This is a genomic window from Petralouisia muris (assembly GCF_004793545.1).
Lineage (GTDB): Bacteria > Bacillota > Clostridia > Lachnospirales > Lachnospiraceae > Petralouisia > Petralouisia muris.
This window is the reverse complement of sequence record NZ_SRYA01000004.1, coordinates 34,228-55,772: the sequence shown is the minus strand read 5'-3', so window position 1 is coordinate 55,772 and position 21,545 is coordinate 34,228. Positions and strand designations below refer to the sequence as shown.

19 protein-coding genes are annotated in these 21,545 nt (G+C 43.4%); 13 read left to right on the top strand and 6 right to left on the bottom strand.

Annotation, left to right across the window (positions count from 1 at the left end):
* The first annotated feature begins 14 nt into the window (after window positions 1–14).
* Window positions 15–1,481, top strand: a complete 1,467-nt coding sequence (locus E5329_RS02830; protein WP_135988074.1) for an RNA-binding domain-containing protein — start codon at window positions 15–17, stop codon at window positions 1,479–1,481.
* A gap of 154 nt (window positions 1,482–1,635) precedes the next feature.
* On the opposite strand, the gene E5329_RS02825 is transcribed toward E5329_RS02830, so the two are convergent.
* Entirely contained in the window at window positions 1,636–1,986 is a 351-nt protein-coding gene (locus E5329_RS02825; protein ID WP_135988073.1) for a hypothetical protein, read from the bottom strand.
* A gap of 198 nt (window positions 1,987–2,184) precedes the next feature.
* Window positions 2,185–3,072, bottom strand: a complete 888-nt coding sequence (locus E5329_RS02820; RefSeq protein ID WP_135988072.1) for a helix-turn-helix transcriptional regulator — start codon at window positions 3,070–3,072, stop codon at window positions 2,185–2,187.
* Between the two features lie 230 nt (window positions 3,073–3,302).
* On the opposite strand from E5329_RS02820, the gene E5329_RS02815 reads away from it, so the two are divergent.
* The 7 genes from E5329_RS02815 (at window position 3,303) to E5329_RS02785 (ending at window position 12,732) form a co-directional block, all read left to right on the top strand.
* On the top strand, window positions 3,303–5,000 hold the full coding sequence (locus tag E5329_RS02815) for an alpha-glucosidase (RefSeq protein WP_135988071.1): 1,698 nt from the start codon (window positions 3,303–3,305) through the stop codon (window positions 4,998–5,000).
* A 34-nt stretch (window positions 5,001–5,034) separates the two neighbouring features.
* Complete coding sequence (locus E5329_RS32060; RefSeq protein WP_135988070.1) at window positions 5,035–5,673, top strand: sugar O-acetyltransferase; 639 nt, start codon at window positions 5,035–5,037, stop codon at window positions 5,671–5,673.
* A 53-nt stretch (window positions 5,674–5,726) separates the two neighbouring features.
* Complete coding sequence (locus tag E5329_RS02805) at window positions 5,727–6,278, top strand: DJ-1 family glyoxalase III (protein WP_135988069.1); 552 nt, start codon at window positions 5,727–5,729, stop codon at window positions 6,276–6,278.
* 374 nt (window positions 6,279–6,652) lie between these two features.
* The gene (pdaA, locus tag E5329_RS02800; RefSeq protein ID WP_275442946.1) at window positions 6,653–7,459 is read left to right on the top strand and encodes a delta-lactam-biosynthetic de-N-acetylase; all 807 of its coding nucleotides are present in this window, start codon (window positions 6,653–6,655) and stop codon (window positions 7,457–7,459) included.
* Window positions 7,460–7,650: 191 nt separating this feature from the next.
* Entirely contained in the window at window positions 7,651–8,685 is a 1,035-nt protein-coding gene (locus E5329_RS02795; protein ID WP_135988067.1) for a 3-deoxy-7-phosphoheptulonate synthase, read from the top strand.
* 417 nt (window positions 8,686–9,102) lie between these two features.
* Window positions 9,103–10,830: an ABC transporter ATP-binding protein gene (locus E5329_RS02790; protein WP_135988066.1), complete on the top strand. Its 1,728-nt coding sequence runs from the start codon at window positions 9,103–9,105 to the stop codon at window positions 10,828–10,830.
* Window positions 10,831–10,911: 81 nt separating this feature from the next.
* Window positions 10,912–12,732: an ABC transporter ATP-binding protein gene (locus tag E5329_RS02785; protein WP_135988065.1), complete on the top strand. Its 1,821-nt coding sequence runs from the start codon at window positions 10,912–10,914 to the stop codon at window positions 12,730–12,732.
* Between the two features lie 146 nt (window positions 12,733–12,878).
* Here the strand turns inward: E5329_RS02785 and E5329_RS02780 are convergent, their stop codons facing one another.
* From E5329_RS02780 to E5329_RS02770, 3 genes are all read right to left on the bottom strand, one after another.
* Window positions 12,879–13,736, bottom strand: coding sequence for a carbohydrate ABC transporter permease (locus E5329_RS02780; RefSeq protein ID WP_135988064.1), 858 nt, complete (start codon window positions 13,734–13,736; stop codon window positions 12,879–12,881).
* 1 nt (window position 13,737) lies between these two features.
* Window positions 13,738–14,616 carry a carbohydrate ABC transporter permease gene (locus tag E5329_RS02775; RefSeq protein WP_275442945.1) on the bottom strand — a complete coding sequence of 293 codons (879 nt, stop codon included), beginning with the start codon at window positions 14,614–14,616 and terminating at the stop codon, window positions 13,738–13,740.
* A 98-nt stretch (window positions 14,617–14,714) separates the two neighbouring features.
* Window positions 14,715–16,040 carry an ABC transporter substrate-binding protein gene (locus E5329_RS02770; protein WP_275442943.1) on the bottom strand — a complete coding sequence of 442 codons (1,326 nt, stop codon included), beginning with the start codon at window positions 16,038–16,040 and terminating at the stop codon, window positions 14,715–14,717.
* A gap of 266 nt (window positions 16,041–16,306) precedes the next feature.
* Here E5329_RS02770 and E5329_RS02765 point away from each other — a divergent pair, with 266 nt between their 5' ends.
* Both E5329_RS02765 and E5329_RS29600 read left to right on the top strand, forming a co-directional pair.
* Entirely contained in the window at window positions 16,307–16,528 is a 222-nt protein-coding gene (locus E5329_RS02765; RefSeq protein WP_275442942.1) for a hypothetical protein, read from the top strand.
* Between the two features lie 143 nt (window positions 16,529–16,671).
* On the top strand, window positions 16,672–16,836 hold the full coding sequence (locus tag E5329_RS29600; protein WP_168356492.1) for a hypothetical protein: 165 nt from the start codon (window positions 16,672–16,674) through the stop codon (window positions 16,834–16,836).
* A 30-nt stretch (window positions 16,837–16,866) separates the two neighbouring features.
* Here E5329_RS29600 and E5329_RS02760 read toward each other — a convergent pair whose 3' ends face one another.
* Window positions 16,867–17,313: a hypothetical protein gene (locus tag E5329_RS02760; RefSeq protein WP_135988063.1), complete on the bottom strand. Its 447-nt coding sequence runs from the start codon at window positions 17,311–17,313 to the stop codon at window positions 16,867–16,869.
* A gap of 255 nt (window positions 17,314–17,568) precedes the next feature.
* Here E5329_RS02760 and E5329_RS02755 point away from each other — a divergent pair, with 255 nt between their 5' ends.
* From E5329_RS02755 to E5329_RS02745, 3 genes are all read left to right on the top strand, one after another.
* Complete coding sequence (locus tag E5329_RS02755) at window positions 17,569–18,783, top strand: hypothetical protein (RefSeq protein ID WP_135988062.1); 1,215 nt, start codon at window positions 17,569–17,571, stop codon at window positions 18,781–18,783.
* A 530-nt stretch (window positions 18,784–19,313) separates the two neighbouring features.
* A complete protein-coding gene (locus tag E5329_RS02750) occupies window positions 19,314–20,444 on the top strand; it encodes a tyrosine-type recombinase/integrase (protein ID WP_135988061.1) in 1,131 nt (376 codons plus the stop codon).
* Between the two features lie 505 nt (window positions 20,445–20,949).
* Window positions 20,950–21,495: a hypothetical protein gene (locus E5329_RS02745; RefSeq protein WP_135988060.1), complete on the top strand. Its 546-nt coding sequence runs from the start codon at window positions 20,950–20,952 to the stop codon at window positions 21,493–21,495.
* Window positions 21,496–21,545: the final 50 nt, after the last annotated feature.

The following is a 21,545-nucleotide window of genomic DNA, read 5'->3' as shown; positions in this document are numbered from 1 at the left end:
AAAGAGGTGATTTTATGTCAATTACATCCATAGAATATTTGCAAAGTCTTGTACGGGAACTTGTAAAATTACCCACCGAAACGGAATGGGTGGAGTTTAAGTGTAATAATAAGGAGCCGCAGTTGATAGGAGAATATATCTCAGCATTGAGTAATTCTGCCATATTGTGCGGTAGGACAAAGGGATATCTTGTTTGGGGAATTCATGATGATACACACGAAATAATTGGTACAGAATTTCAATATCGGAAAATGAAAAAAGGAAATGAAGAGCTGGAAGCATGGCTTTCACGTATGGTTTCACCACGAATCAATTTTAAATTTTATGAAATTCCTATGGATGGGAAAAATGTTGTAATGATTGAAATTCCTTGTGCTGAGAAACAGCCAGTTCAGTTTGCAGGAGTGGAATATATTCGGGTTGGTACAAATAAGAAAAATTTAAAGGAATATCCAGATAAAGAAAGGGAATTATGGCAGGCGTTTGATACAACGCCATATGAGCTTCGCTTGGCAAAAAGTAATGTCACGGAAGATGAGTTGGTTGTTTTATTGGATTATCCCAAGTACTACGATAAGATGGAAATGCCGATTCCGCGTAATAGGGATAAAGTTTTGGATGATTTACAGAATGAAAAGTTTATTATTAAAAATGATGCTGGAAATTGGAACATTACCAATATGGGAGCATTGATGATTGCGAAAGATTTGAAAAAGTTTGATAATCTTCATCGGCGATCTGTGCGCGTTATTTGGTATAAAGAAAATTCCAGATTGGATGCAATTAGGGAAAAAGAATTTTCGGGCGGTTATGCTTTTGCGCATGAGGATATTGTTCAATATATTATGACAATTATTCCACAGGAAGAGGTGATAGTGGAAGCAACAAGGAAGTCCGTTATTAGTTTTCCAGAAATAGCAATTCGTGAATTGTTGGCGAATGCTATGATTCATCAGGAGCTGCAACAACGTGGTACGAATCCTATGGTGGAAGTGTTCAAAAATCGAATAGAGTTTTCTAATGCAGGTGCTCCGCTGGTAGCAATAGATCGTATTGTAGATACGGTTCCAGTATCACGAAATGAGAACATTGCCGGATTTATGCATAAATGTGGTATTTGTGAGGAACGAGGCAGCGGATATGACAAGATTATAGAGGCTACTGCAAAAAATGAATTGCTTGCGCCAAGAATTGAGAATCAGAATAATCAATTTACAAAAGCGGTATTGTTTGCAAAGGTTCCATTTGAAATGACAACAAAGGAAGATCGTGTTCGCACTTGTTATATGCAGGCTTGTTTGGCTTATGTCAATTATGAGGCTGTCTCTAATGGAGATATTAGGAAATTGTTCGGATTATCGGATCAAGAAATGACAAAAGCATCACGTTTAATTCAAAATACAATAGATGCAGGGCTGATTAAGGCAGTTGATCCAGAAACAGCACCGAGATATAAAAAATATATACCATATTGGGCATAATTTAACTTTCGCTAACTTTCACTAATTAGCAAATTTATGTTTCACAATAGTATATACAATGTCAAAAACCTTTATTTTATGCGGTTTTTGACATTGTTTTTTATGATTTAGATAAAGTTTTAACTTTCGCTAACTTTCATGGTGTCCAAAATTGTTATTGGCGTTGATGGGAACATTCAAGATATTTATTTTTATACGCTAAATCCTGTTCCGGTTTCTGACATCGGGAATATAGATTATTCAGGTACAAATAAACAGTTTTGGCATAATCGTTATCGGTTCCCATGACTTCCGAAATAATATTCTCTGCAGATAAAAGATGAAGCTCGGCTTCTTTAGCATTGCCCTCGAAAAGCGCAATTGCGCCATACATCATCTGGCAGACTCCGTTATCTAAAGTTTGCATTCCCTCATGTTCCAAAACAAGATTCTCATAGGTGGAAAGAACCTGTTTTGCCATATCTGTATTTTTGGAGAGAATCAGCATATTGGTAAGGTTCAGCAACCTCCTTCGTCTTTTTCATCAGCAGGTATGTATTGGAAAGATTGTTGTACAGGTTTTCTGAACAGTTCATGAGCTAATGAGAAATTTTAGAGAAAAGACATGGTATGGGTATTTCCAGAGTATAGAAAGAGAGGGCAAGGCAATTTATGGATCATGAATATTCAAGGAGTTTGGCAAAAGTGCGCAGAGCAATATTCACTATTTTTTCATTTTCAAAAATTCTCCGGGCGTCATATGGTATTTCTTTTTAAATGCCCGGTGAAAATAGGAAAGGTTATGAAATCCCACCGACAGAGAAACTTCCAGAATAGAGGCGTTGTCGTCTTCCAACAGCTCCACCGCTTTTTCCAGCCGGAGATTATTCAGGTATTCCATGCAGGTCATGTTCATGTGTTTCTTAAAAAAACGCATGAAATGATATTCGCTGAAATAGCAGAGGCCGGCCAGGTCTGCAACTGTCAAAGCATCCATATAATGCGCCTCCATATAATCCAGCACAGTTTTTAATTTTTCTGAATAAAGGCTTGCGGAATTATCTGGGACAGGCGCAGTTTCCTGATATTGCAGCAGCAGAAAAACAGCCTGCAGAAACAGAGATTTTAAAGCCAGTTCATAGCCTGGAATATCGCCGTTGTACAAAGAACTGATCTGAGCAAATAGTTTCCGCAGGGAAAAATAAGCAGGATGCTGCGGCTTTAACACCCAGGGCAGGATAATTTCATGGTGGGTTAAAGGAAGAAGATACCTGGTGGAACAGATATCGGTGGAATTTCCGCCCAGGAAATTCATATGGAATACATAAGTCTCAGAAAGCAGCGGCTCTGCTGTTTGGATAGAAGCTGAGTGCAGCATCAGCGGAGGGACGAATATCAAATCCTCTGGTTCCACAAGGTATTCTGCCAGATCAATCTGATAGGAGCCCTGGCCTTTCAGGATCAGGGTAAATTCCGCCTCCTCATGCCAGTGAGTGGTTAATACAGGGTATTGCTGTGACAGAGTAGTGATGTACTTTTGTATCGGGAAAAAAGCTTCCCCATGTCTTGCGTCTTCTTTTTGTTCTAAAATCAATGAATGTAATTTTTTCATAATGACTCCTTATGCTGCCGAACCTGCTATTGAGCAGGATTGTGTTATAATAGGCAAATATATTGCAAGAAAATCCAGATATATACCATTATAATAGCAGTATCTTACAAAAAAAGAAAGTGATTTTCAAAAATATAGTTCAAATGAAACTGCTGTCTGCAGAAGGAGTTCGGAGCATACAGGAAAGATGCGGACAGCGGAAGCCCGGGGCGGCAGAAAGGAAGGATATTATGAATAGAAAATGGTGGCATGACAAGGTAGCATATCAGATTTATCCCAAGAGCTTTTACGATACCAATGGGGACGGCATCGGGGATTTGCGGGGGATTATCTCAAAATTAGATTATTTGAAGGAGCTGGGCATTGACATTATCTGGATTTCTCCCATTTATCAGTCTCCTTTTGTGGATCAGGGGTACGATATTTCCGATTATTATAAAATTGCCCCGGAATTCGGCACTATGGAGGATTTTGATGAGCTGCTGGCGGAAGCCAAGAAGCGTGATATGCATATCCTGATGGATCTGGTGATTAATCATTGTTCCGATAAACATGAGTGGTTTCAGAAGGCATTGGCCGATCCAGAAGGGGACTATGCGGATTATTTTTACTTCCGCAAAGGAAAAGACGGGAACCCTCCCGGCAATTATCGTTCTTATTTCGGTGGAAGCTGTTGGGAACCGGTGCCGGGAACAGACAAATACTATTTTCATGCATTTGCCAAAGAGCAGCCGGATCTGAACTGGGAAAATCCCAAAATGAAGCAGGATATTTACGATATGATTAATTGGTGGCTGGAAAAAGGTCTGGCAGGATTTCGGATTGACGCTATTATCAATATCAAGAAAAATCAGGATTTTCCAGATTTGGAACCAGACGGCCCAGACGGTTTGGCAGGATTTCACCGGGCTGTAGAGCGTACAGAGGGAGTGGGAGAGCTGCTGGAGGAATTAAAGCAGAATACCTTTGCGAAATATGATGCGTTTACCGTGGCAGAGGTATTTAACATGCATGAAGAAGAACTGGAAGAATTTATCGGAGAGGACGGACATTTTTCCACGATTTTTGATTTCAGCGCCCATTGCCTCAGCGAAGGAGAACATGGCTGGTACGATGCGCCGGACATTGATTTTAAAGAATGGAAGGAAACGGTGATCCAGTCGCAGATGAAATTGCAGAAGGTGGGATTTGAAGCAAATATCATTGAGAATCATGATGAGCCCCGGGGCGTTTCCAGATTTTTGCCGGAGTATGCCAGGAATGCAGCGGGAACCAAGATGCTTGGAACTGTCAGCCTGCTGCTGCGGGGAATTCCGTTCCTCTATCAGGGACAGGAAATCGGGATGCAGAACTGTGTCTGGGAAAAGATAGAGGAATGCGACGATATTAGTATGAGAGATCAGTATCAGACCGCAATTGACGCAGGTCTTACCAAAGAAGAAGCCATGAAAGTATGCGCAAGGTTCAGCAGGGATAACGCCAGAACGCCCATGCAGTGGAGCGGCAAAGCTCATGCAGGCTTTACCAAAGGAACGCCCTGGCTGAAAGTAAATCCCAATTATACTGAAATTAACGTGGAGGATCAGCAGGAAAAGGAGGATTCCGTTCTGCGTTATTATCAAAAGCTGATTGCGCTGCGCAAGTCAGAAGAATGGAAGGAAACCTTTACCTATGGAAGTTTTGCCCCAGCCTATGAAACGCAGGAAAATATTATGGCATTTTACCGGACGCTGGCTGGCAGCAGCCCAAACGTTGGAGAAAAAGTACTGGTGGTGGCGAATTTTGGAAAAGAAGCGGTGGAACTGCCTTTGGAATATCCAGTAAGAAATGTGCTTCTTTCTAATCTGCCCCAAAATCATGCTGATGAGACGCTGAAGCTGGCCGGATGCGGCGTGATGGTTTTGGAGTGCGGCGCTCGAAAGGAATAATTAAATTGAGAGGATTTCAGGAGGAGAAAAATCTATGAATCAGAAAAAACGAATGCTGGCCGGGATGCCCTACAAAGCTTGGCTGGATGGACTGACAGAAGAAAGAAATGAAAATAAAATGCGGATCTACAGGTACAACCAGCTGTCCCCGGAGCAAAAAGAAGAACAAGAACAGCTCATACGGGAAATTCTGGGGAAATGCGGAGAAAGTATCCATATTGAGCAGCCATTTCACTGTGATTACGGCTACAATATTGAAGTGGGAAATAACTTTTATTCCAACTATAATCTTACCATCCTGGACGTAGGGAAAGTGGCAATGGGAGAGAATGTAATGATTGCCCCTAACGTATCCATCTATACGGCAGGCCACCCGATCCATCCGGATTCCAGAAATTCCGGTTATGAATATGGAATAGGGGTTACCATTGGAAATAACGTCTGGATTGGCGGAAGCGTTGTGATTAATCCGGGCGTGTCCATTGGGGACAATGCGGTAATTGGCGCCGGAAGCGTGGTGACGAAAAATATTCCCGCAAACGTCATTGCAGTAGGAAATCCCTGCAAGGTTCTGAGGTCGATTACGGAAGAAGACAGGAAATATTATTATAAAGATCGGGAATTTGACGTAACAGATTATAAGGACGGGGTTCTTAATATGAATGATTTGTGATACAATATCCCTGGAATTACAGTGATCAAAATATAAGAAAGGGATGAAAAATCATGAAACAAATAGGCGTGTTTTTTGCAGAAGGATTTGAAGAGATTGAAGGGCTGACGGTGGTGGATATTCTGCGCCGTGCGGGAGTGGAAGCAGTTACGATTTCTATTACAGGGCAGAAGGAAGTCCAAGGCTCCCATAAGATTGGGGTTTTGGCCGATCGCCTGTATGAGGAAGTGGATGTTTCTAGGCTGGACGGCGTTGTGCTGCCGGGCGGCATGCCGGGAACCGTCAATCTGGGGAACCATGCCGGGGTTTTGCAGGCGCTCAAATCCTTTGCGGAAGAAGGAAAATTGGTGGCGGCAATTTGTGCAGCGCCCAGTGTTCTGGGGCAGGCAGGGCTTCTTCAGGGAAAGAAAGCTGCGTGCTATCCGGGGTTTGAAGACAAGCTGACAGGAGCAGAAGTTGTGTATGAAGAGGTTGCAGAGGACGGAAATGTAATTACCAGCCGTGGAATGGGCACTGCAATTGCCTTTGGCTTGAAACTGACGGCCTACCTGACCTCCGAACAGAAAGCGAAGGAACTGGCGGAAGCTATTATTTACCGCCAATAGAGCGGAAGAAAGGCATTTTTGGTCTGTAACCACATTCGGTGCGAAAAAGGGTTGTGGAAAACGTGAGAGCGCTGCTCAAAATCAGTTACATAGACCGCTATGCGCCTGATTTTTGAGCAGCGTTCTCGAAGAAAAATCAGGCTATATATCTAGCGTTTAGAAATTGCCAGATATATAGCCCTACCGGGGGATGCGCACCCGCATGAAAACGTAGATGCCGCATGCGGCCGCATTTGGTGCAGAAGGAAATCATTAATCGCCATCTCTATTAGTTACAATCAAGATATTTTCTATCATCAAATCTCTGCAATTCTAATATACATGGAATAAAAGAAACTTTGCTCTCATGAAGGAGCAGAAAAGGAGTCATTGCATTGCAAAAAATCAAACTGACGTCATGTCTGCTGGTGCTTGTTTTATTTGCCGGTTCTTTTTTCCTGGGGCGGTTTGCGGCACAGGTGGCCCCTGCAATCAGTTCCGCCATCCATTCGGATGCGGAAGGAAACTGGGGATTGAGCTTTCAGGAGGAGGGCAAGCCTCCGGTGGCGGATGCCTCCTGCGATGAGCTGAAAAAATACGGCGCTTATTATATGGAAAACACACAGGAAAAGGTAATGTACTTAACCTTTGACTGCGGGTATGAAAACGGTAACACGCCGGCAATTCTGGATGCGCTGAAAAAGCATAAGGTGAAAGCCGCATTTTTTGTAGTGGGAAATTATCTTTCCACCAGCCCGGATTTGGTGAAGCGGATGGTGGAGGAAGGACATATTGTGGGAAATCACAGTTACCATCACCCTGATATGTCCGGCATGGGAAAGGAAGAATTTGCCAAAGAGCTGGGGGAACTGGAAACTCTGTATGAACAGACCGTGGGAAGTCCAATGGCGAAATATTACCGTCCTCCTCAGGGGAAATACAGCAATAACAGCCTTCAGATTGCCAAAGATATGGGTTATCAGACTATTTTCTGGAGCCTTGCCTATGTGGACTGGAATCAGGACAGTCAGCCTACCCATGAGGAAGCCTTTGATAAACTGTTAAAGCGCGCACATCCGGGAGCAGTTGTGCTGTTACATAATACCTCTAAAACCAATGGAGAGATTTTGGATGAACTTCTTACTAAATGGGAGGAAATGGGCTATACCTTTAAGTCGTTGGAGGAATTGCCCACTGCCTAATCCCGGGATTGTGATTGGTCAGCGTTCGCTGAAAGTAAATGGCGCTTACATAGGACAGATAAAATCCAGCCGCCAGTATCCCGCAGATACCAAAGAAAGGTTGACAACTGGCGGCGGAAAGAGGTATCATACATACGATAAATGACAGCCATGGGTCCGTCAGAGGGCAAAATGGCAAGTTGGAGGTTATTATGGAAATGGAGATGGAATTCCTGCGGAAGCTGCCCACGCCTGAAGAATTAAAGCGGCAGTTTCCGGTAAGCAGGGAGATTGCAGAGACAAAAGCGAAGCGGGATGAGGAAATCTGCAGTATTTTTGAAGGAAAAGACAACCGGCTGCTTCTGGTGATCGGGCCCTGTTCGGCTGACCATGAGGATGCTGTGCTTGATTATATTCTGCGGCTTCGGAAGGTGCAGGAGAAAGTGTCAGATAAAATTTTTATCGTTCCCCGTATTTACACAAACAAGCCCAGGACTGTGGGCGTTGGCTATAAAGGCATGCTGCATCAGCCGGACCCGGAGAAAGAGGCTGATATGCTCAAAGGGATTATTGCCATCCGCCAGATGCATATGCGGGCAGTGGAGGAGACAGGCTTTACCTGCGCCGATGAAATGCTTTATCCGGAGAACCACAGGTATCTTTCCGATCTGCTTTCCTATGTGGCGGTGGGAGCCCGTTCTGTGGAGAATCAGCAGCACAGGCTGACTGCCAGCGGCGTGGGGATTCCCGTGGGTATGAAAAATCCCACCGGCGGGGACTTTACCGTGATGATGAATTCCATTATTGCGGCTCAGTGCAGCCACACCTTTCTGTACCGGGGCTGGGAGGTGAAAACGGGCGGAAACCCTTATACCCATGCAATTCTGCGAGGGTATGTGGACAAGTTCGGCCGTAATATTCCCAACTACCATTATGAGGATTTACAGCATGTGCTGGAATTGTACGGAGAAAAAGAGATTGCCAATCCAGCGGCGATTGTGGATACGAACCATTCCAATTCTGGGAAAAATTTCTTAGAGCAGATCCGAATCAGCAAGGATATCATGCACAGCTGCAAGGTTTCGGCAGATATCCGAAAGCTCGTTAAGGGGCTGATGATTGAGAGTTATATTGAGGACGGAGCTCAGAAAGTCAGCGAACACTGTTATGGGAAATCCATTACTGACCCCTGCCTGGGATGGGAAAAGACGGAAAAACTGATTTATGAACTGGCGGAGCTTTGGTAATCTTCGGGTTTGCAGCGTTTAGAGGGCTCAGATCGCCAGATCAAATCCCCAGATGAAAAATAGTGATTGACAAATATTAGCAGCTGTGCTTTAATGGAAAAGAAGCTGAAAGAAATCAAAGAGAAAGCGAGGTAATATTATGATTAAGTCAAGAAATAACAGCAGGGACAATTTCATAAGGACAGATTGTAGATTTACCTCGGCGGCTGCAGGCAGAATTCCCCATTAAGTTCAGGAAATCAGTGACAGTATTTGTTTAGTTGTTCAGAATTGGAACAGCGGCAGTTTTGTATGCATGTATATAGAACAAGAAAATAACCCCGTGGTTGATCCACGGGGTTTTTAGCGCTCATTTTTAATGGATTTTAGGAAGGAATGTCTGCAGGGCAAAGCCAGTTGGAAAGGAGATGGTTGGGTATGAAGAAAATTTTGAAATATATCGGGCAGTACTGGTATGCGTATCTGTTTGCCATTGTCTGTATGGTGACGGCAATTCTTCTGGATATGCTGTATCCTCTGATAACAAGAAGTATTGTGGACGATGTGATTCTCGGGGGAAAGGTGCAGCTTTTGGGAGGTTTGCTGAGAGCGATTGTAGTCATTGGAGCAGGAAGGGCCATAGGCGGTTACCTGAAAGAATTTACCTTTGACGTGGTCAGTATTAAAATTGCGGCAAAACTGAGGAAGGATTTATTTGCCCATATTGAAAGCCTGTCCATGGATTATTTCAATGACGCCAATACGGGAGAATTGATGGCAAGAGTGAAGGACGATGTGGATGCGGTCTGGAATGCCCTGGGGTATGTGGGCATGCTTATGATAGAAGTGGCAGTTCATGTATCTATTGTCTTATACTGTATGTTTACCTTGAATTGGAGACTGGCGTTTTTCCCGCTCGGAGTAATGATTCTGATGGGAATTATTGCAGTGTTTATGGAGCAAAAGCTGGATGGAGTCTATGAATCCATCAGTGAAGAAAATGCAAAGCTGACTGCCATAGCAGAAGAAAACCTGGCTGGGGTAAGGACTGTGAAGGCATTTACACGGGAAAAATTTGAAATCAGCAAATTCCTTTCCCACAATCAGCGGTATTATGATTTAAATATGCAGCAGGCGAAGATTCTGGTGCGGTATTATCCCATATTTCAGTTTACCGGAAAACTTCTGCCGGTGGTTATGGTAATTATCGGCGGCGTGCAGGTGATTCATGGAGAAATGACATTGGGAAGTCTGGTGGCGTTTATTGAATACTGCAGGAATTGCGTCTGGCCCATGGAGATGCTTGGGTGGCTCACCAATGATCTTTCTTCTGCGGTGGCGTCACTGAAAAAACTCAATAAGATTTACAGACAGAAATCATCTATTTCCGAACAGGAACATCCTGTGGCGCTCAAAGAGGTAAAGGGAGAAGTTTCTTTTGAACATGTGTCATTTGCCAGAGGAAACCAGGAGATTTTAAAGGACATTTCCTTTACCCTGTCTCAGGGGAAAACTTTGGGAATTATGGGAGCCACCGGAGCAGGGAAAACCTCTATGGTGAATCTGCTGATGCGTTTTTTTGACGCGGAGGCAGGCAGCGTGAAGCTGGATGGCGTGGATGTGCGGGAATTGTCCTTAAAGCAGCTTCGCAGCAGCATAGGAGTTGTGATGCAGGATGTGTTTCTTTTTTCGGACACTATTTCTGAAAATATCCGGATGGGACAGCGCAAAACCATGGACAGTCATGCAATGCTCCATGCAGCAGAGCTTGCCCAGGCAAGAAGATTTATTGAAAATATGCCAAAAACCTATGAAACTGTTGTGGGAGAGCGGGGCGTCGGATTGTCCGGCGGACAGAAACAGCGGATCAGCATAGCCAGAGCGATTGCAAAGCATGATCCGGTTCTGATTTTGGATGATTCCACCTCTGCGCTGGATATGGAGACGGAGCATGAGATTCAGAAAGCGTTGGAAACGCTGGATTCCACCAAGATTATCATTGCCCACAGGATTTCAGCGGTGCGGAATGCAGATGAGATTATTTTTCTGGAACAGGGACGGATTAAAGAGCGGGGAACCCATGAGGAGCTTCTTCAGAAGCAGGGGCTGTATTATCAGACCTATTTGGCCCAGTACGGCAATGTGCCTGGGGAATTAGCAGGATAGTAAGGCGTTTGCAGAACAGGAAGTATCATAGGGACAGACAATGTTACTAAGTGGGAGAGTAAGAAAGCAGGTGATTCGGTTATGGCAGTAAATTCATTCAGAGAAGACGAACGGCTGGAGGGAATCGGGAAAGCGCAAACCTTAAGGCGGTTGTTTTCTTATATGCTTCAGTATAAGCTTCAAATCTTCGGCGTGTTAATCTGCATGTTGATTACCGTAGGGATTACGCTGATTAATCCGCTGATGATTGAAGCGGCAATTGACGTGTACATTGCCGGCAGGGATATGCAGGGACTGGCAAGGCTTGCAGTTCTTGCCGCAGCCTTGAATATTATATTTATTATTATGGTAAAAGTGCGTATGTACGTGATGGCAAAGATTTCCAATCAGATCCTTTTGGAAATCCGGCAGGAATTGTATGAACATATTCAGACTTTGTCCTTTTCTTTTTTTGACAGCCGTCCCACTGGAAAAATACTGGCGCGTATTATTGGAGACGTCAATTCTCTGAAAAATGTGCTGGTCAATGCAGTGACTACACTGATTCCGGATTTTATTACCATTTGCGGCGTAGTGGTGATTATGGTGGTGAAGGACTGGCGGCTTGCGCTGGCTTCTTTGAGCAGTATTCCCCTGATGGCGGCGGCAATCTGGCTTATTCAGAAATACTCTCATGAGAGCTGGCAGATTTTCCGGAAAAAGGGCTCAAACCTGAATGCATATGTGCATGAAGGAATAGCAGGGATGAACGTGGTGCAGAGTTTTCATGCACAGCATGAAACTCAGGATATTTTTGCAGGGCTGGTGAAGGAGCATGAGCAGGCGTTTATCCGGTCTGCGAGAGTTGCGGATTTATTCGGAAGTTCGGTGGATTTCTGCTGGGGGATTGGGGCTATGATTCTCTACTGGGTGGGGATTCAGATGATCGGCGCAGAGTATGTGAGCGTTGGCTTGCTGGTGGCCTTTGGAACCTATATTAATATGTTCTGGAACCCGGTGATGAATCTGAGTAATTTTTACAATCAGGTGATTACCAATCTGACGGCGGCAGAACGGATTTTTGATATTCTGGATACAGAGCCAGATATTGTTGACGGCGCAAAGGTGCAGGAATTACCGGAAATTGAAGGCCGTGTGGAATTTGAGGGAGTGTCCTTTACCTATGACGCGGGGACTCCTGCGGAGACAAAAGTGCTGGAGGAAGTAAGTTTTCTGATTGAGCCGGGAGAAACCATTGCCCTGGTAGGTCCTACCGGAGCGGGGAAAACAACTATCGTGAATTTAATCAGCCGGTTTTATGAGATTCAGAAGGGGAGAATTCTGGTGGATGGATACGATATCCAAAACGTGTCTTTAGAAAGTCTGCGCCGCCAGATGGGAGTGATGACCCAGGAGAATTTTATTTTTCAGGGAACGGTAAGGGAGAATATTCTTTATGGAAAAATGGACGCTGCGGAGGAGGAGCTTGTGGCTGCGGCAAAAGCAGTCAACGCTCATGAATTTATCCTGAAAATGGAAAAAGGATATGATACGGTATTGAAGGAGCGGGGCGCAGGATTATCCATCGGACAGAGGCAGCTGATTGCCTTTGCCAGAACCATGGTAAGTATGCCGAAAATCCTGATTTTGGACGAGGCGACTTCCAGTATTGACACCCATACGGAACTTTTGGTGCAGCAGGGCATTGAGGCTCTTTTAAAAGGGCGTACAAGCTTTGTGATTGCCCATCGGCTGTCTACGATACAAAAGGCGGATCGGATCTTTGTAATTGATCAGGGAGGGATTTTGGAACAGGGCAGCCCTTTGGAACTGATGGAGAAAAAGGGGCATTACTATCAGCTCTATATGGCCCAGTTTAAAGGAATTGAAAGAACTGACGGCAGAGCCGGAAATACACAGTGATAATAAAATGAATAGGAAGAAAAGCAGCAGGGCGCAGATGAAATGGCTGTGCCCTGCTTAAATTCTGATATATAATATTGTCTTTACATGATACGAATTGTCCCTTACATCAGAAGATGGCATTTGCATTGCGAAGGCGCTTGCCGTTAACCTTTTACGCCGCCGGATGCAAGGCCGCTGACCAGATTCTTCTCAATAATTGCAAAGAGAACCACTACGGGAGCAATTGCAAAGAGAGAAGCTGAGAACAGGTACTGCCATTCAATCATGTTATAGCCGTTAAAGATATTGATGCCCACAGTCAGAGGCTTATTCAGATCCTCGGAAATCAGAGTCAAAGCAACGGTATATTCATTCCAGGCATTGATAAATACAAAAATCAATGTCGTAACAATTCCAGGAGCAGCTACCGGAAGCAGAATCTTAATCATGGCTTCAAATCGGTTGCAGCCGTCAATTTTGGCAGCCTGCTCCATTTCAGAAGAAATTCCCATAAAAGTGCCTCGCAGCAGCCAGATGGTAAAGGCCTGGTTAAAGGCTGCATTGATAAAGATCAGTCCCAGAATGCTGTTGGTTAAGTTCAGTGTCATCATGACCTTGTAAATACCAATTAAAAGCACCACAGGCGCAAACATCTGAGAAACAATGACAAAGCCCAGAAATACAATATCGCCTTTGAATTTCATTCTGGACAACGCATATGCGGCGGGGATCCCGCAGAGCAGTGCGATGATGGTGGAGCCGCCGGCAATCAGAATGGAGTTCATCATATATTTTGCCATAGGAGCTCTGTTCCAGATATCGGCAAAGTTCGACCACAATGCATTTTTCGGGAAGACAGTTCCGTTGGCTGAGAATATCTCGGAGCGGTCTTTCAATGCGGTGCAGATCATAGCGAAATATGGATAAAGGATCAGCAGGCATATGAGGAATACAACCACATACAGGAGGATTCGCAATGCAAGCTTTTTGCCGCCGATGGACTTATTTGCATTTTCTTTCATGTTATTCATCCCCCTTTCTTAAGGTTGCAACCATGTAAACGGTTGCGCAGGCTAACAGTATCAGGAATCCAACCACGGAAACCGCTGCAGCTTCTCCCTGTTTGCCATTATAGAACGCAAGCTTATACAGGTAGGTTACAAGGGTGTCAGTCCGGTTGCCGGGATCTCCCTTTGTCATATTCCAGATAATCGGGAAAGAATTAAATACATAAATAATATTTAATACGGTGCTGACGGTGAGAGAGGAACTAACCAGCGGGATCGTAATTTTGAATAATTTCTGCCAGTAGTTGGCTCCGTCAACAGTTGCAGCTTCGTAGTAGCTGCTGTCAATGGACTGTAATCCGGAAAGGACAGTAAATGTAACAAAAGGAATTGTTACAAAGATACCGCAGGCAATTTCCCATGCAAACCAGGCTCCGGCGCTGGGAGTCCAGTTGACTGCATGGTCAATGACGCCAAGCTTCATCAGCAGGGTATTTAATGTGCCGTAGTCCGTATCAATGATAAATTTCCAGATGCTGGCCTGTACGACCAGTGTGGTTGCCCAGGGAAATACCACGATAGCGCGGGCAACTTTACGTCCTTTAAATGCGTTATTTAATAAAAGAGCCAGAATAAATCCAAGGAGGGTGGAAAGTCCCACCACTGCCACTGTCCACACAAATGTATTTTTCAAAACCATGGAAAAAGTAGGAGTGGACAGAATCTTGGAGAAATTGGCAAATCCGGTAAATCCTTTAATCAGTCCTGCTCTGCTGACTTTGCTTAACGCCATCCTAAATACGAATACAATAGGGATCAGGATAAACACAAACATCAGCAGAACGCTGGGCAGAATCCAGATATAAGGTTCTATTTTTTGAATAAATTTTTTCACAGGAACACCTCATTAATTATGATAAAAGAGACCGGGCAAAAGCCCGGTCTCCTGTTTTGTCTTAAGCGGGGCTTATGTGCTGCGTCATAAGACAGATGTTATGGAGCAATCTCTGCCTGTAAGTTGTCAAGCTGTTCCTGAACGCTTTCACCTAATAATGCGTTCTGTTCCGCACTGATAACGCCCTGTTTTACATCTGCCCATTCAGCCTTGGCAGTGGGATAGAATTTACAGCTTCCTACGATGTCAATCCATTCAGCCATGGATTCATCTTTTGCTGCAAGTGTCTCGCCGCCGGTCTTGGTTGCCGGTAAGAAGCCTTCCATCTCAACCCATGCAGAATAACGCTCATCCTCATAGAAGTAATCGAAGAATGTTTTGATTGCTTCCAGCTCTTCGTCAGAGTATTCGTTGTCAAAGCACATGAAACGGTCCATAACGCCGGCAGATACAGAAGTGCCGTTGTTGTTGGGGATTGGAGCCATGCCGTAGTTTACTTCGTTGCCGCCGTCTTTCACATAGGTAGGAAGACTGTTGGGAGCAATCATCATGGCAACTTTGCCGGTTCCGAACATATCCTGCAGGTCGTAACGAGTCTCATTGGCAGGGTCGGTGTTGGTGTAGCCATCGTTGATTAAGCCGATTGCATATTCAATTGCAGCTACGTTTTCCGGGCTGTTCAGTGTCCAGTTGCCGTCAGCGTCTGTAAAATCGCCGCCGTTGTTCCAGATATAATAAGCGAATGCAGCCTGGCCTTCGTCGGTTGTCATATCAATGCCCCATGGATAAACATCGGGATATTTCTCTTTAATCTTCTTGCAGGCCTCGGTCAGTTCATCCCATGTGGTGGGAGGAGCTTCAATGCCGGCGCCTTCCAGGATATCTTTGTTGTAGTACATTGCACGTGCGGAAGCCAGGTCTGGAATTGCCCATATGGTTCCGTCCACATTGGACTGCTCTAAAAATGCTTCATACATTTTGCCGTAGGTCTCTTCCGAAACATAATCCTGTGCCGGCAGAAGCAGATCGTCTGCCTGGTAATCTGCGAACACGTCAATGTTCAGGATATCAGGAGCCTGGTTGTTTGCCACACGTGTATTTACTGTGGTAGAGATATCATTCCAGGAAATAACTTCTACATTGATGTCAATTCCTTCATTGTCTTTTTCAAAATCACTTTCAAAAGTTTTCCACCAGTCTGCGGTGTTCTGGCCGTACTGAGCAGCAATAATGCTGAGTTCGATTTTATCGCCGCTTGCTTCTTCCGTATCATCCGTGTTAGTGTCATCCGTATTCTCTGTTTCCGCATCCTGTTTGTTAGTTGTCTCAGATGATGAGGGAGAGCTGCCGCATGCTGCAACGGACAGAGCGGTTGCCATACTCAGAGTAAGTGCGATAAATTTCTTCAGAGTTTTCTTTTTCATGGTTTCCTCCTCCTTAATTGGAAAGCACTGTACCTGCCGGAAAATTGTGTCTGTCTTTATGCTGTTTGACTGCAATATATGCAAAATTACAATCGCTCCGTAATATCCCCGCAAAGAAGTACTGCAAATAGCACAAAAAATAATAAGAAAATTTCCTGCGATTTGTACAAAGTGCTCTAAAATTTAGTGAATTAATCTTACCATGTTATCGTGAATGTGTCAATATAGAAAATTTGCATTATTGAAAAAAAGAGGACAGAAGTACCATGGATGTAAGAAGAACAGAAGGAGAAGCCTTGGCGACTGTTATCTGCCGGGAACTTTACTATATGGTGGAGCAGGGCTGGGTTTCTCCTCAGGACGCAGAAAATGTGCTGAAATATACAAACGGACTCGGAGAGAAACTGATTGCAGAAGGCAAAACTGGGGTTCGGGCAGGAGAAGGCATGCTGGGCAAATATCCTGCGGATGTGGACACTTACATTTAAGAAACGGAACAAACGCATTGTTGCAATGTACAAAATGATGAACTAGTTTGAAGTGGAAGACGAAGTGTGAGAATTAGGAAAAATAAACCAGTTTGAAGTCGAGGAATCCAGATGAAAGGAAAGAAATCAACGGATGGAATGATATGAGCAAAAAGTCTCTGCCCGCGACGGCGGCGATTTTAAAGACGAGGAAAGCTTCTTTGCGCCTGAGGCGGCAGAGCTGCGCAACAAATACATCATGCGCAATCCGGATTACATGGCGGCGGTTCCCCATTGATGGAAGAGATTACCATGATGAGCCGTTATGACCTGGTACCAGGAGAGGAAAATGTTGCCGGTCAGTATTGTATCTTTAAATCAATATCTTCACAATCGTAGCCGACAATTTTCAGGCGATTCTGTCCTTTCTGTAAGGATACGGTTTTGGTTATAAATCCATCTGTCGAAGTTTCAGGGGAACATTCAAGCAATGTTGTAACATGGTTATCATTATCAATATGCACTATTTTCGCCTGGCCTTTTGAAAGGCAAAAAGAAAGGTCTATCTCCATATTCTGATTTTCTGCAAATGTTTCGTTCCATATTGTTTCGCGGCCGTTAAACTTAGAGATGGTAAGAGAATATTCCTGATCTGTGAAATTGCCGACAGAAATTTCTTTGGCATAGCGGTCTGCTTTTTGGGATATCTTTTCATCAGAATTATATTCTCGTTTGGCGAATTCGCTGCCGCACGCCGTTAAAAGGAAACACAGAAGAATCATCCATATTAAATTTAGTTTTTTCATATTTGAAGCTTCCTGTTGAAGATTTTTACCATTATAAAACAAGTTGCCCAGATTTTCAAGAATTAATTTGGCTCACGGGTATATGGGACAAGAGCCGAAAATTGTGGATAAAACTGGAAACATAAGGGGCAGTTATCTTGCAATCCTGAAATTCGTGTGTTATAATAGCCATAACTAAAGATTTTGTAGGATATATCGAATATATCAGGCATAACCACATGGAAGTATATATTTTTTTCAAAGGAGTGATGATGTATGAGTCAGGGTTATTCACAGTTGTTCCAGAGCCTTTCAGGCAGCAGCGGAACGGGAAATCAGAATTTTCTCTCAGATTACGCCAGCATTAAGAGCGGCAGTTATGGCAAGCTTTTAAAAGCTTATTACAGTACAGAGCAGAGTTCAAGCACAACAGCCAGCAGCAAGAGCAAGAGCAACAGTTCAAAATATACTCTTGATAAAATACTGGAAGAGAAAAAGAATCCGACAATTTCAAAACAGGCGCAGGAAGCAAATTCCAATCTGACCACGGGGCTTTCGAATTTGAAGAGTTCTTTGTCGGCATTGCAGAATGATTCAACTTATACGAATACGGATAACGGTCAGAGCGCGTCAGACAAGGTAGTCTCTGCAATGAAAAATTTTGTGGAGGATTATAACAGCGTTGTAACTGCGGCAAAAAAATCCACGCTGGCGGGCAAGACAGCGTATGTAGCCAATATGATGAACAGCACCTCTGCCAATGCGGATAAGCTTTCAGAGCTTGGCATTACGATTAATGCCAATGGAACCCTTCAGCTGAATGAAGGCAAGCTGAAGGAAGCAGATGTTTCGAAAGTACAGGAGCTGTTTTCCAGTAATGATCTTATGAGTTATGGCTCTAAGATTTCGTCGCGTGTTCAGTTTGCAAATGTTGCCAATACTACTACAAACAAGACAGATAGTACCGACAAGACAGATGATACAGATAGTACAGGGACAAACAATGCGACAGGTTCCAGCGCAGCTTCCCTTAAGGCGGACAGCGAAACGCTCGCTTCTGACAAGTTATATGAAAAGATAAAAGATAAGGATGGGAACGAGACATACGACATTGACAAAATTTTTGCAGCGGCAAAGAGCTTTGTTAACAATTACAACGGTATGTTTGATAAAGCAGAATCCAGCACAAATTCCGGCGTATTATCGAATCTGTCTCAGATCAAAACAAAAACAGCCCGCAATGCGGATGTGCTGAAACAGTTTGGAATCAGCTTGGATACAAAAGGCAGATTGAAGATTGATGAGGACACATTTAAGAAAGCAGATATGTCCAAGGTTCAGAAATTCTTCAAAGACTATGGTTCTTCTGTTGCCACCAACGCTTCACTGGTGGATTTTTATATGACGACGCAAGCCAATGCTGCCAATGGTTATACAGCTGCCGGAGCATATGATGTACAGGGAAGTTCCCGTTATGCTGGCTATATCTAATCTGATTTTAGAAAAATAAGGACATACAGGATGCAAATCAACCAGAAATTGGTCTGGGGATTTGCATCCTTTTTGTTTGCCATAAATTATAATTTATCAGCAAATTTTTAGGCAGCGGCAATCAGTGCGTCCAAATCTTTTGACGGCAATATTCTCTGTGATAGAGCTGAAAACAATTCGAATGGGATAAAAAAATAGAAAAATTATAAATGAAAAAATGCGCAGAACTGCAGGTTCTACGCAATAGGAACACTTAAATTATAAGTGACAAAAAACGTCTTGTCAATATAGTCTTTCGGCATTTTTGACAAGTTTTTTTTATTATTCCGAAAGTTTTTCACAATTCTATGCATTCCTAGGCAGTAAGGAATGTGATAGAGAACTCAGGACAGCTTAAATTTGTTGCTCAAATGGAATTGAGAAAAAACAGGCAGCTTTTTGTGAACTTTCCAGGACGAAAACAGAACTGCAATTTAAAATGAAAGGGGTCGAAAACCGGGTCACAACAGGAAAGCAGAAGGGAGAAATTTATGCCGAAAAGAGGAGAAAACATAAGGAAACGCAAAGACGGACGCTGGGAAGCCCGCTATATTGCAGAGAGGGATGAAAATGGCAAAGCAGTCTACCATTCCGTTTATGGAAAATCTTATGCAGAGGTAAAAGAAAAACAGAAACGGCAGCAGTTGGAGGTAAAAAGGGAATGCTTTAAGGCAGCAGGCATGTCCTTGAAAGAATTGCTGGAACAATGGTTGCAGAATCACAAAATGCGTTATAAGCAGTCAACCTATTCCAAGTACAAATATATCATTGGCAGACATTTGGCGCCGGGAATTGGAAGTATGCAGGTGAGAAATGTGAATGTTTCGGAAATAAACGAATTTTTAGGAAATAAACTGCAGCAAGGCGGACTTGAGGGAGGAAAGCCATTATCTCCTGCTTATGTGCGTACAATGGCATTAATTTTAAACGCTGCTTTTAATTACGCTGCAGCCGAGGAATTCTGCAGTCCCCTAAAAACAGAAATTTTTAAACCTGCAGTAAAACAACCAAAGGTTTCCACCCTCAGCCACAGAGAATATAACCATTTAAGGCAATACTGCCAGGAGCATTTGAATGTTACCAGCCTGGGCATTTTGATTGCTTTGGGGGCTGGACTGCGGGTGGGAGAAATCTGCGCCCTCCGCTGGGAAGATGTGGATTCCGACAACCGTCTGCTCTGCGTCAATCATACTGTTTCAAGGATTAGTGATGATCAGGGCAAATGCAGATGGATCATCGAACTGCCTAAAACTATGTCATCCATCCGGGTGGTTCCTATTTCTGACGCGCTGATGGATGCGCTGCTGCAAGTCCGTGAGAATTCGGATTCCGATTATATTGTCTCGGATTGTAAAAGTTTTACGAATCCAAGGACGTTTGAGTACCGCTATCACAGAGAACTTTCTGCCAGCCGGGTGACGGAGGTTAATTTTCATGCGCTGCGGCATACATTTGCCACCAGATGCGTGGAGGGCGGGATGGATATTAAAACCTTAAGTGAAATACTGGGGCATTCCAATGTGGGCATTACGCTGAATACCTATGTGCATTCTTCGCTGGAATTGAAGAAAAGGCAGGTGGAGAAAGTAGAGAGGTTTTTTCAGGAAAGGGGTCAGGATTAGGGGTGGGAATTTGGAAAGAGGATGAATTCAGGGGATTTTGGGAAGATTGCGTAGAACCTGCAGTTCAGCGATAGATGATTTGGGGTATTGATAGTATGTGAAACAGCCAGAAAAATCATACAGGATATCAGCTGGAAAATGGTTGAGAAAGAAACTCCATGAAAAAAGTATCACTAACTTTAGTAAAAGAAGAAAGGAGTTGAAGCTATGAAGGGAAGGATGGTTTATGAAAATGAAAAGAATGAGTGAATATTTTTTGGCTTTTATGATGTTATTCAGCATATGGTTATTCTTGGGAGGAACGGCGGATGCTGCAAATTCTAAGGAGATAGATCTGCAGCCAAATAAAGTTTACAAAAACTATGACCTGACAGGAAATGGGAAAAAAGACAGTATAAAAATTAAAATGTCAGATGACACATATCGGACAGTTGCTATTATTATCAATGGAAAAAGGCAGGCTGCGTATAAAAATGTGAACGATGTTACGGCAAAACTGTATATATTGGAGAATGGAAAGCCTTTTCTGTATTTTTGGCTGGTAGAAGAAGACGAGGAAGGTCCCGTATGCGGAGTTTTCCAATACGAATCAGGTAAGTTAAAGCAGGTAATTGACTGTAAGAATTTTTTTGGTAAAAAACATAGATATGGTTATTCTGTACATAGTTCTGGAATAAGGGCAAAAGGAAATGCTTTGGAAATTGATTTCTGGTTAATGAGTTATACAGTGGGAGGAATGTCCTGCAATTACCGTTTTGAGTATAAAAATGGTTCCTTAAAAAGAACAAGCAGCCAGACTTCTGCTGTAAAGGCGCCTTTCACAACGATGACTGCTTCAAAAAATATAAAAATATATGACAGTCCAAACAAGAAAAAAGTGCTCTATACACTAAAAAGTGGTCAAAGAATCATGGTAATAGGAGCCTATGTGAAATCGGGAAATTTTTCTTTGAAAGTCAAAAATCTATCTACAGGAAAAAGTGGATGGATAAAATGTCTGAAAAAATTTCCGTCAGAAAAGCTTTTTAAAGAGGTGGTTTATACTGGATAGAAATTAAACTGTATTGCAATTTTTTCGATTATGTAAAGCGGGAATTGATG

Excerpts from the sequence above, each read along its gene's own strand:
- E5329_RS02830 (WP_135988074.1), top strand. The coding sequence starts at position 15 with ATGTCAATTACATCCATAGAATATTTGCAAAGTCTTGTACGGGAACTT.
- E5329_RS02820 (WP_135988072.1), bottom strand. The coding sequence starts at position 3,072 with ATGAAAAAATTACATTCATTGATTTTAGAACAAAAAGAAGACGCAAGA.
- E5329_RS02815 (WP_135988071.1), top strand. The coding sequence starts at position 3,303 with ATGAATAGAAAATGGTGGCATGACAAGGTAGCATATCAGATTTATCCC.
- E5329_RS32060 (WP_135988070.1), top strand. The coding sequence starts at position 5,035 with ATGAATCAGAAAAAACGAATGCTGGCCGGGATGCCCTACAAAGCTTGG.
- E5329_RS02805 (WP_135988069.1), top strand. The coding sequence starts at position 5,727 with ATGAAACAAATAGGCGTGTTTTTTGCAGAAGGATTTGAAGAGATTGAA.
- E5329_RS02795 (WP_135988067.1), top strand. The coding sequence starts at position 7,651 with ATGGAAATGGAGATGGAATTCCTGCGGAAGCTGCCCACGCCTGAAGAA.
- E5329_RS02790 (WP_135988066.1), top strand. The coding sequence starts at position 9,103 with ATGAAGAAAATTTTGAAATATATCGGGCAGTACTGGTATGCGTATCTG.
- E5329_RS02785 (WP_135988065.1), top strand. The coding sequence starts at position 10,912 with ATGGCAGTAAATTCATTCAGAGAAGACGAACGGCTGGAGGGAATCGGG.
- E5329_RS02780 (WP_135988064.1), bottom strand. The coding sequence starts at position 13,736 with ATGAAAGAAAATGCAAATAAGTCCATCGGCGGCAAAAAGCTTGCATTG.
- E5329_RS02770 (WP_275442943.1), bottom strand. The coding sequence starts at position 16,040 with ATGAAAAAGAAAACTCTGAAGAAATTTATCGCACTTACTCTGAGTATG.
- E5329_RS02765 (WP_275442942.1), top strand. The coding sequence starts at position 16,307 with ATGGATGTAAGAAGAACAGAAGGAGAAGCCTTGGCGACTGTTATCTGC.
- E5329_RS29600 (WP_168356492.1), top strand. The coding sequence starts at position 16,672 with ATGAGCAAAAAGTCTCTGCCCGCGACGGCGGCGATTTTAAAGACGAGG.
- E5329_RS02760 (WP_135988063.1), bottom strand. The coding sequence starts at position 17,313 with ATGAAAAAACTAAATTTAATATGGATGATTCTTCTGTGTTTCCTTTTA.
- E5329_RS02755 (WP_135988062.1), top strand. The coding sequence starts at position 17,569 with ATGAGTCAGGGTTATTCACAGTTGTTCCAGAGCCTTTCAGGCAGCAGC.
- E5329_RS02750 (WP_135988061.1), top strand. The coding sequence starts at position 19,314 with ATGCCGAAAAGAGGAGAAAACATAAGGAAACGCAAAGACGGACGCTGG.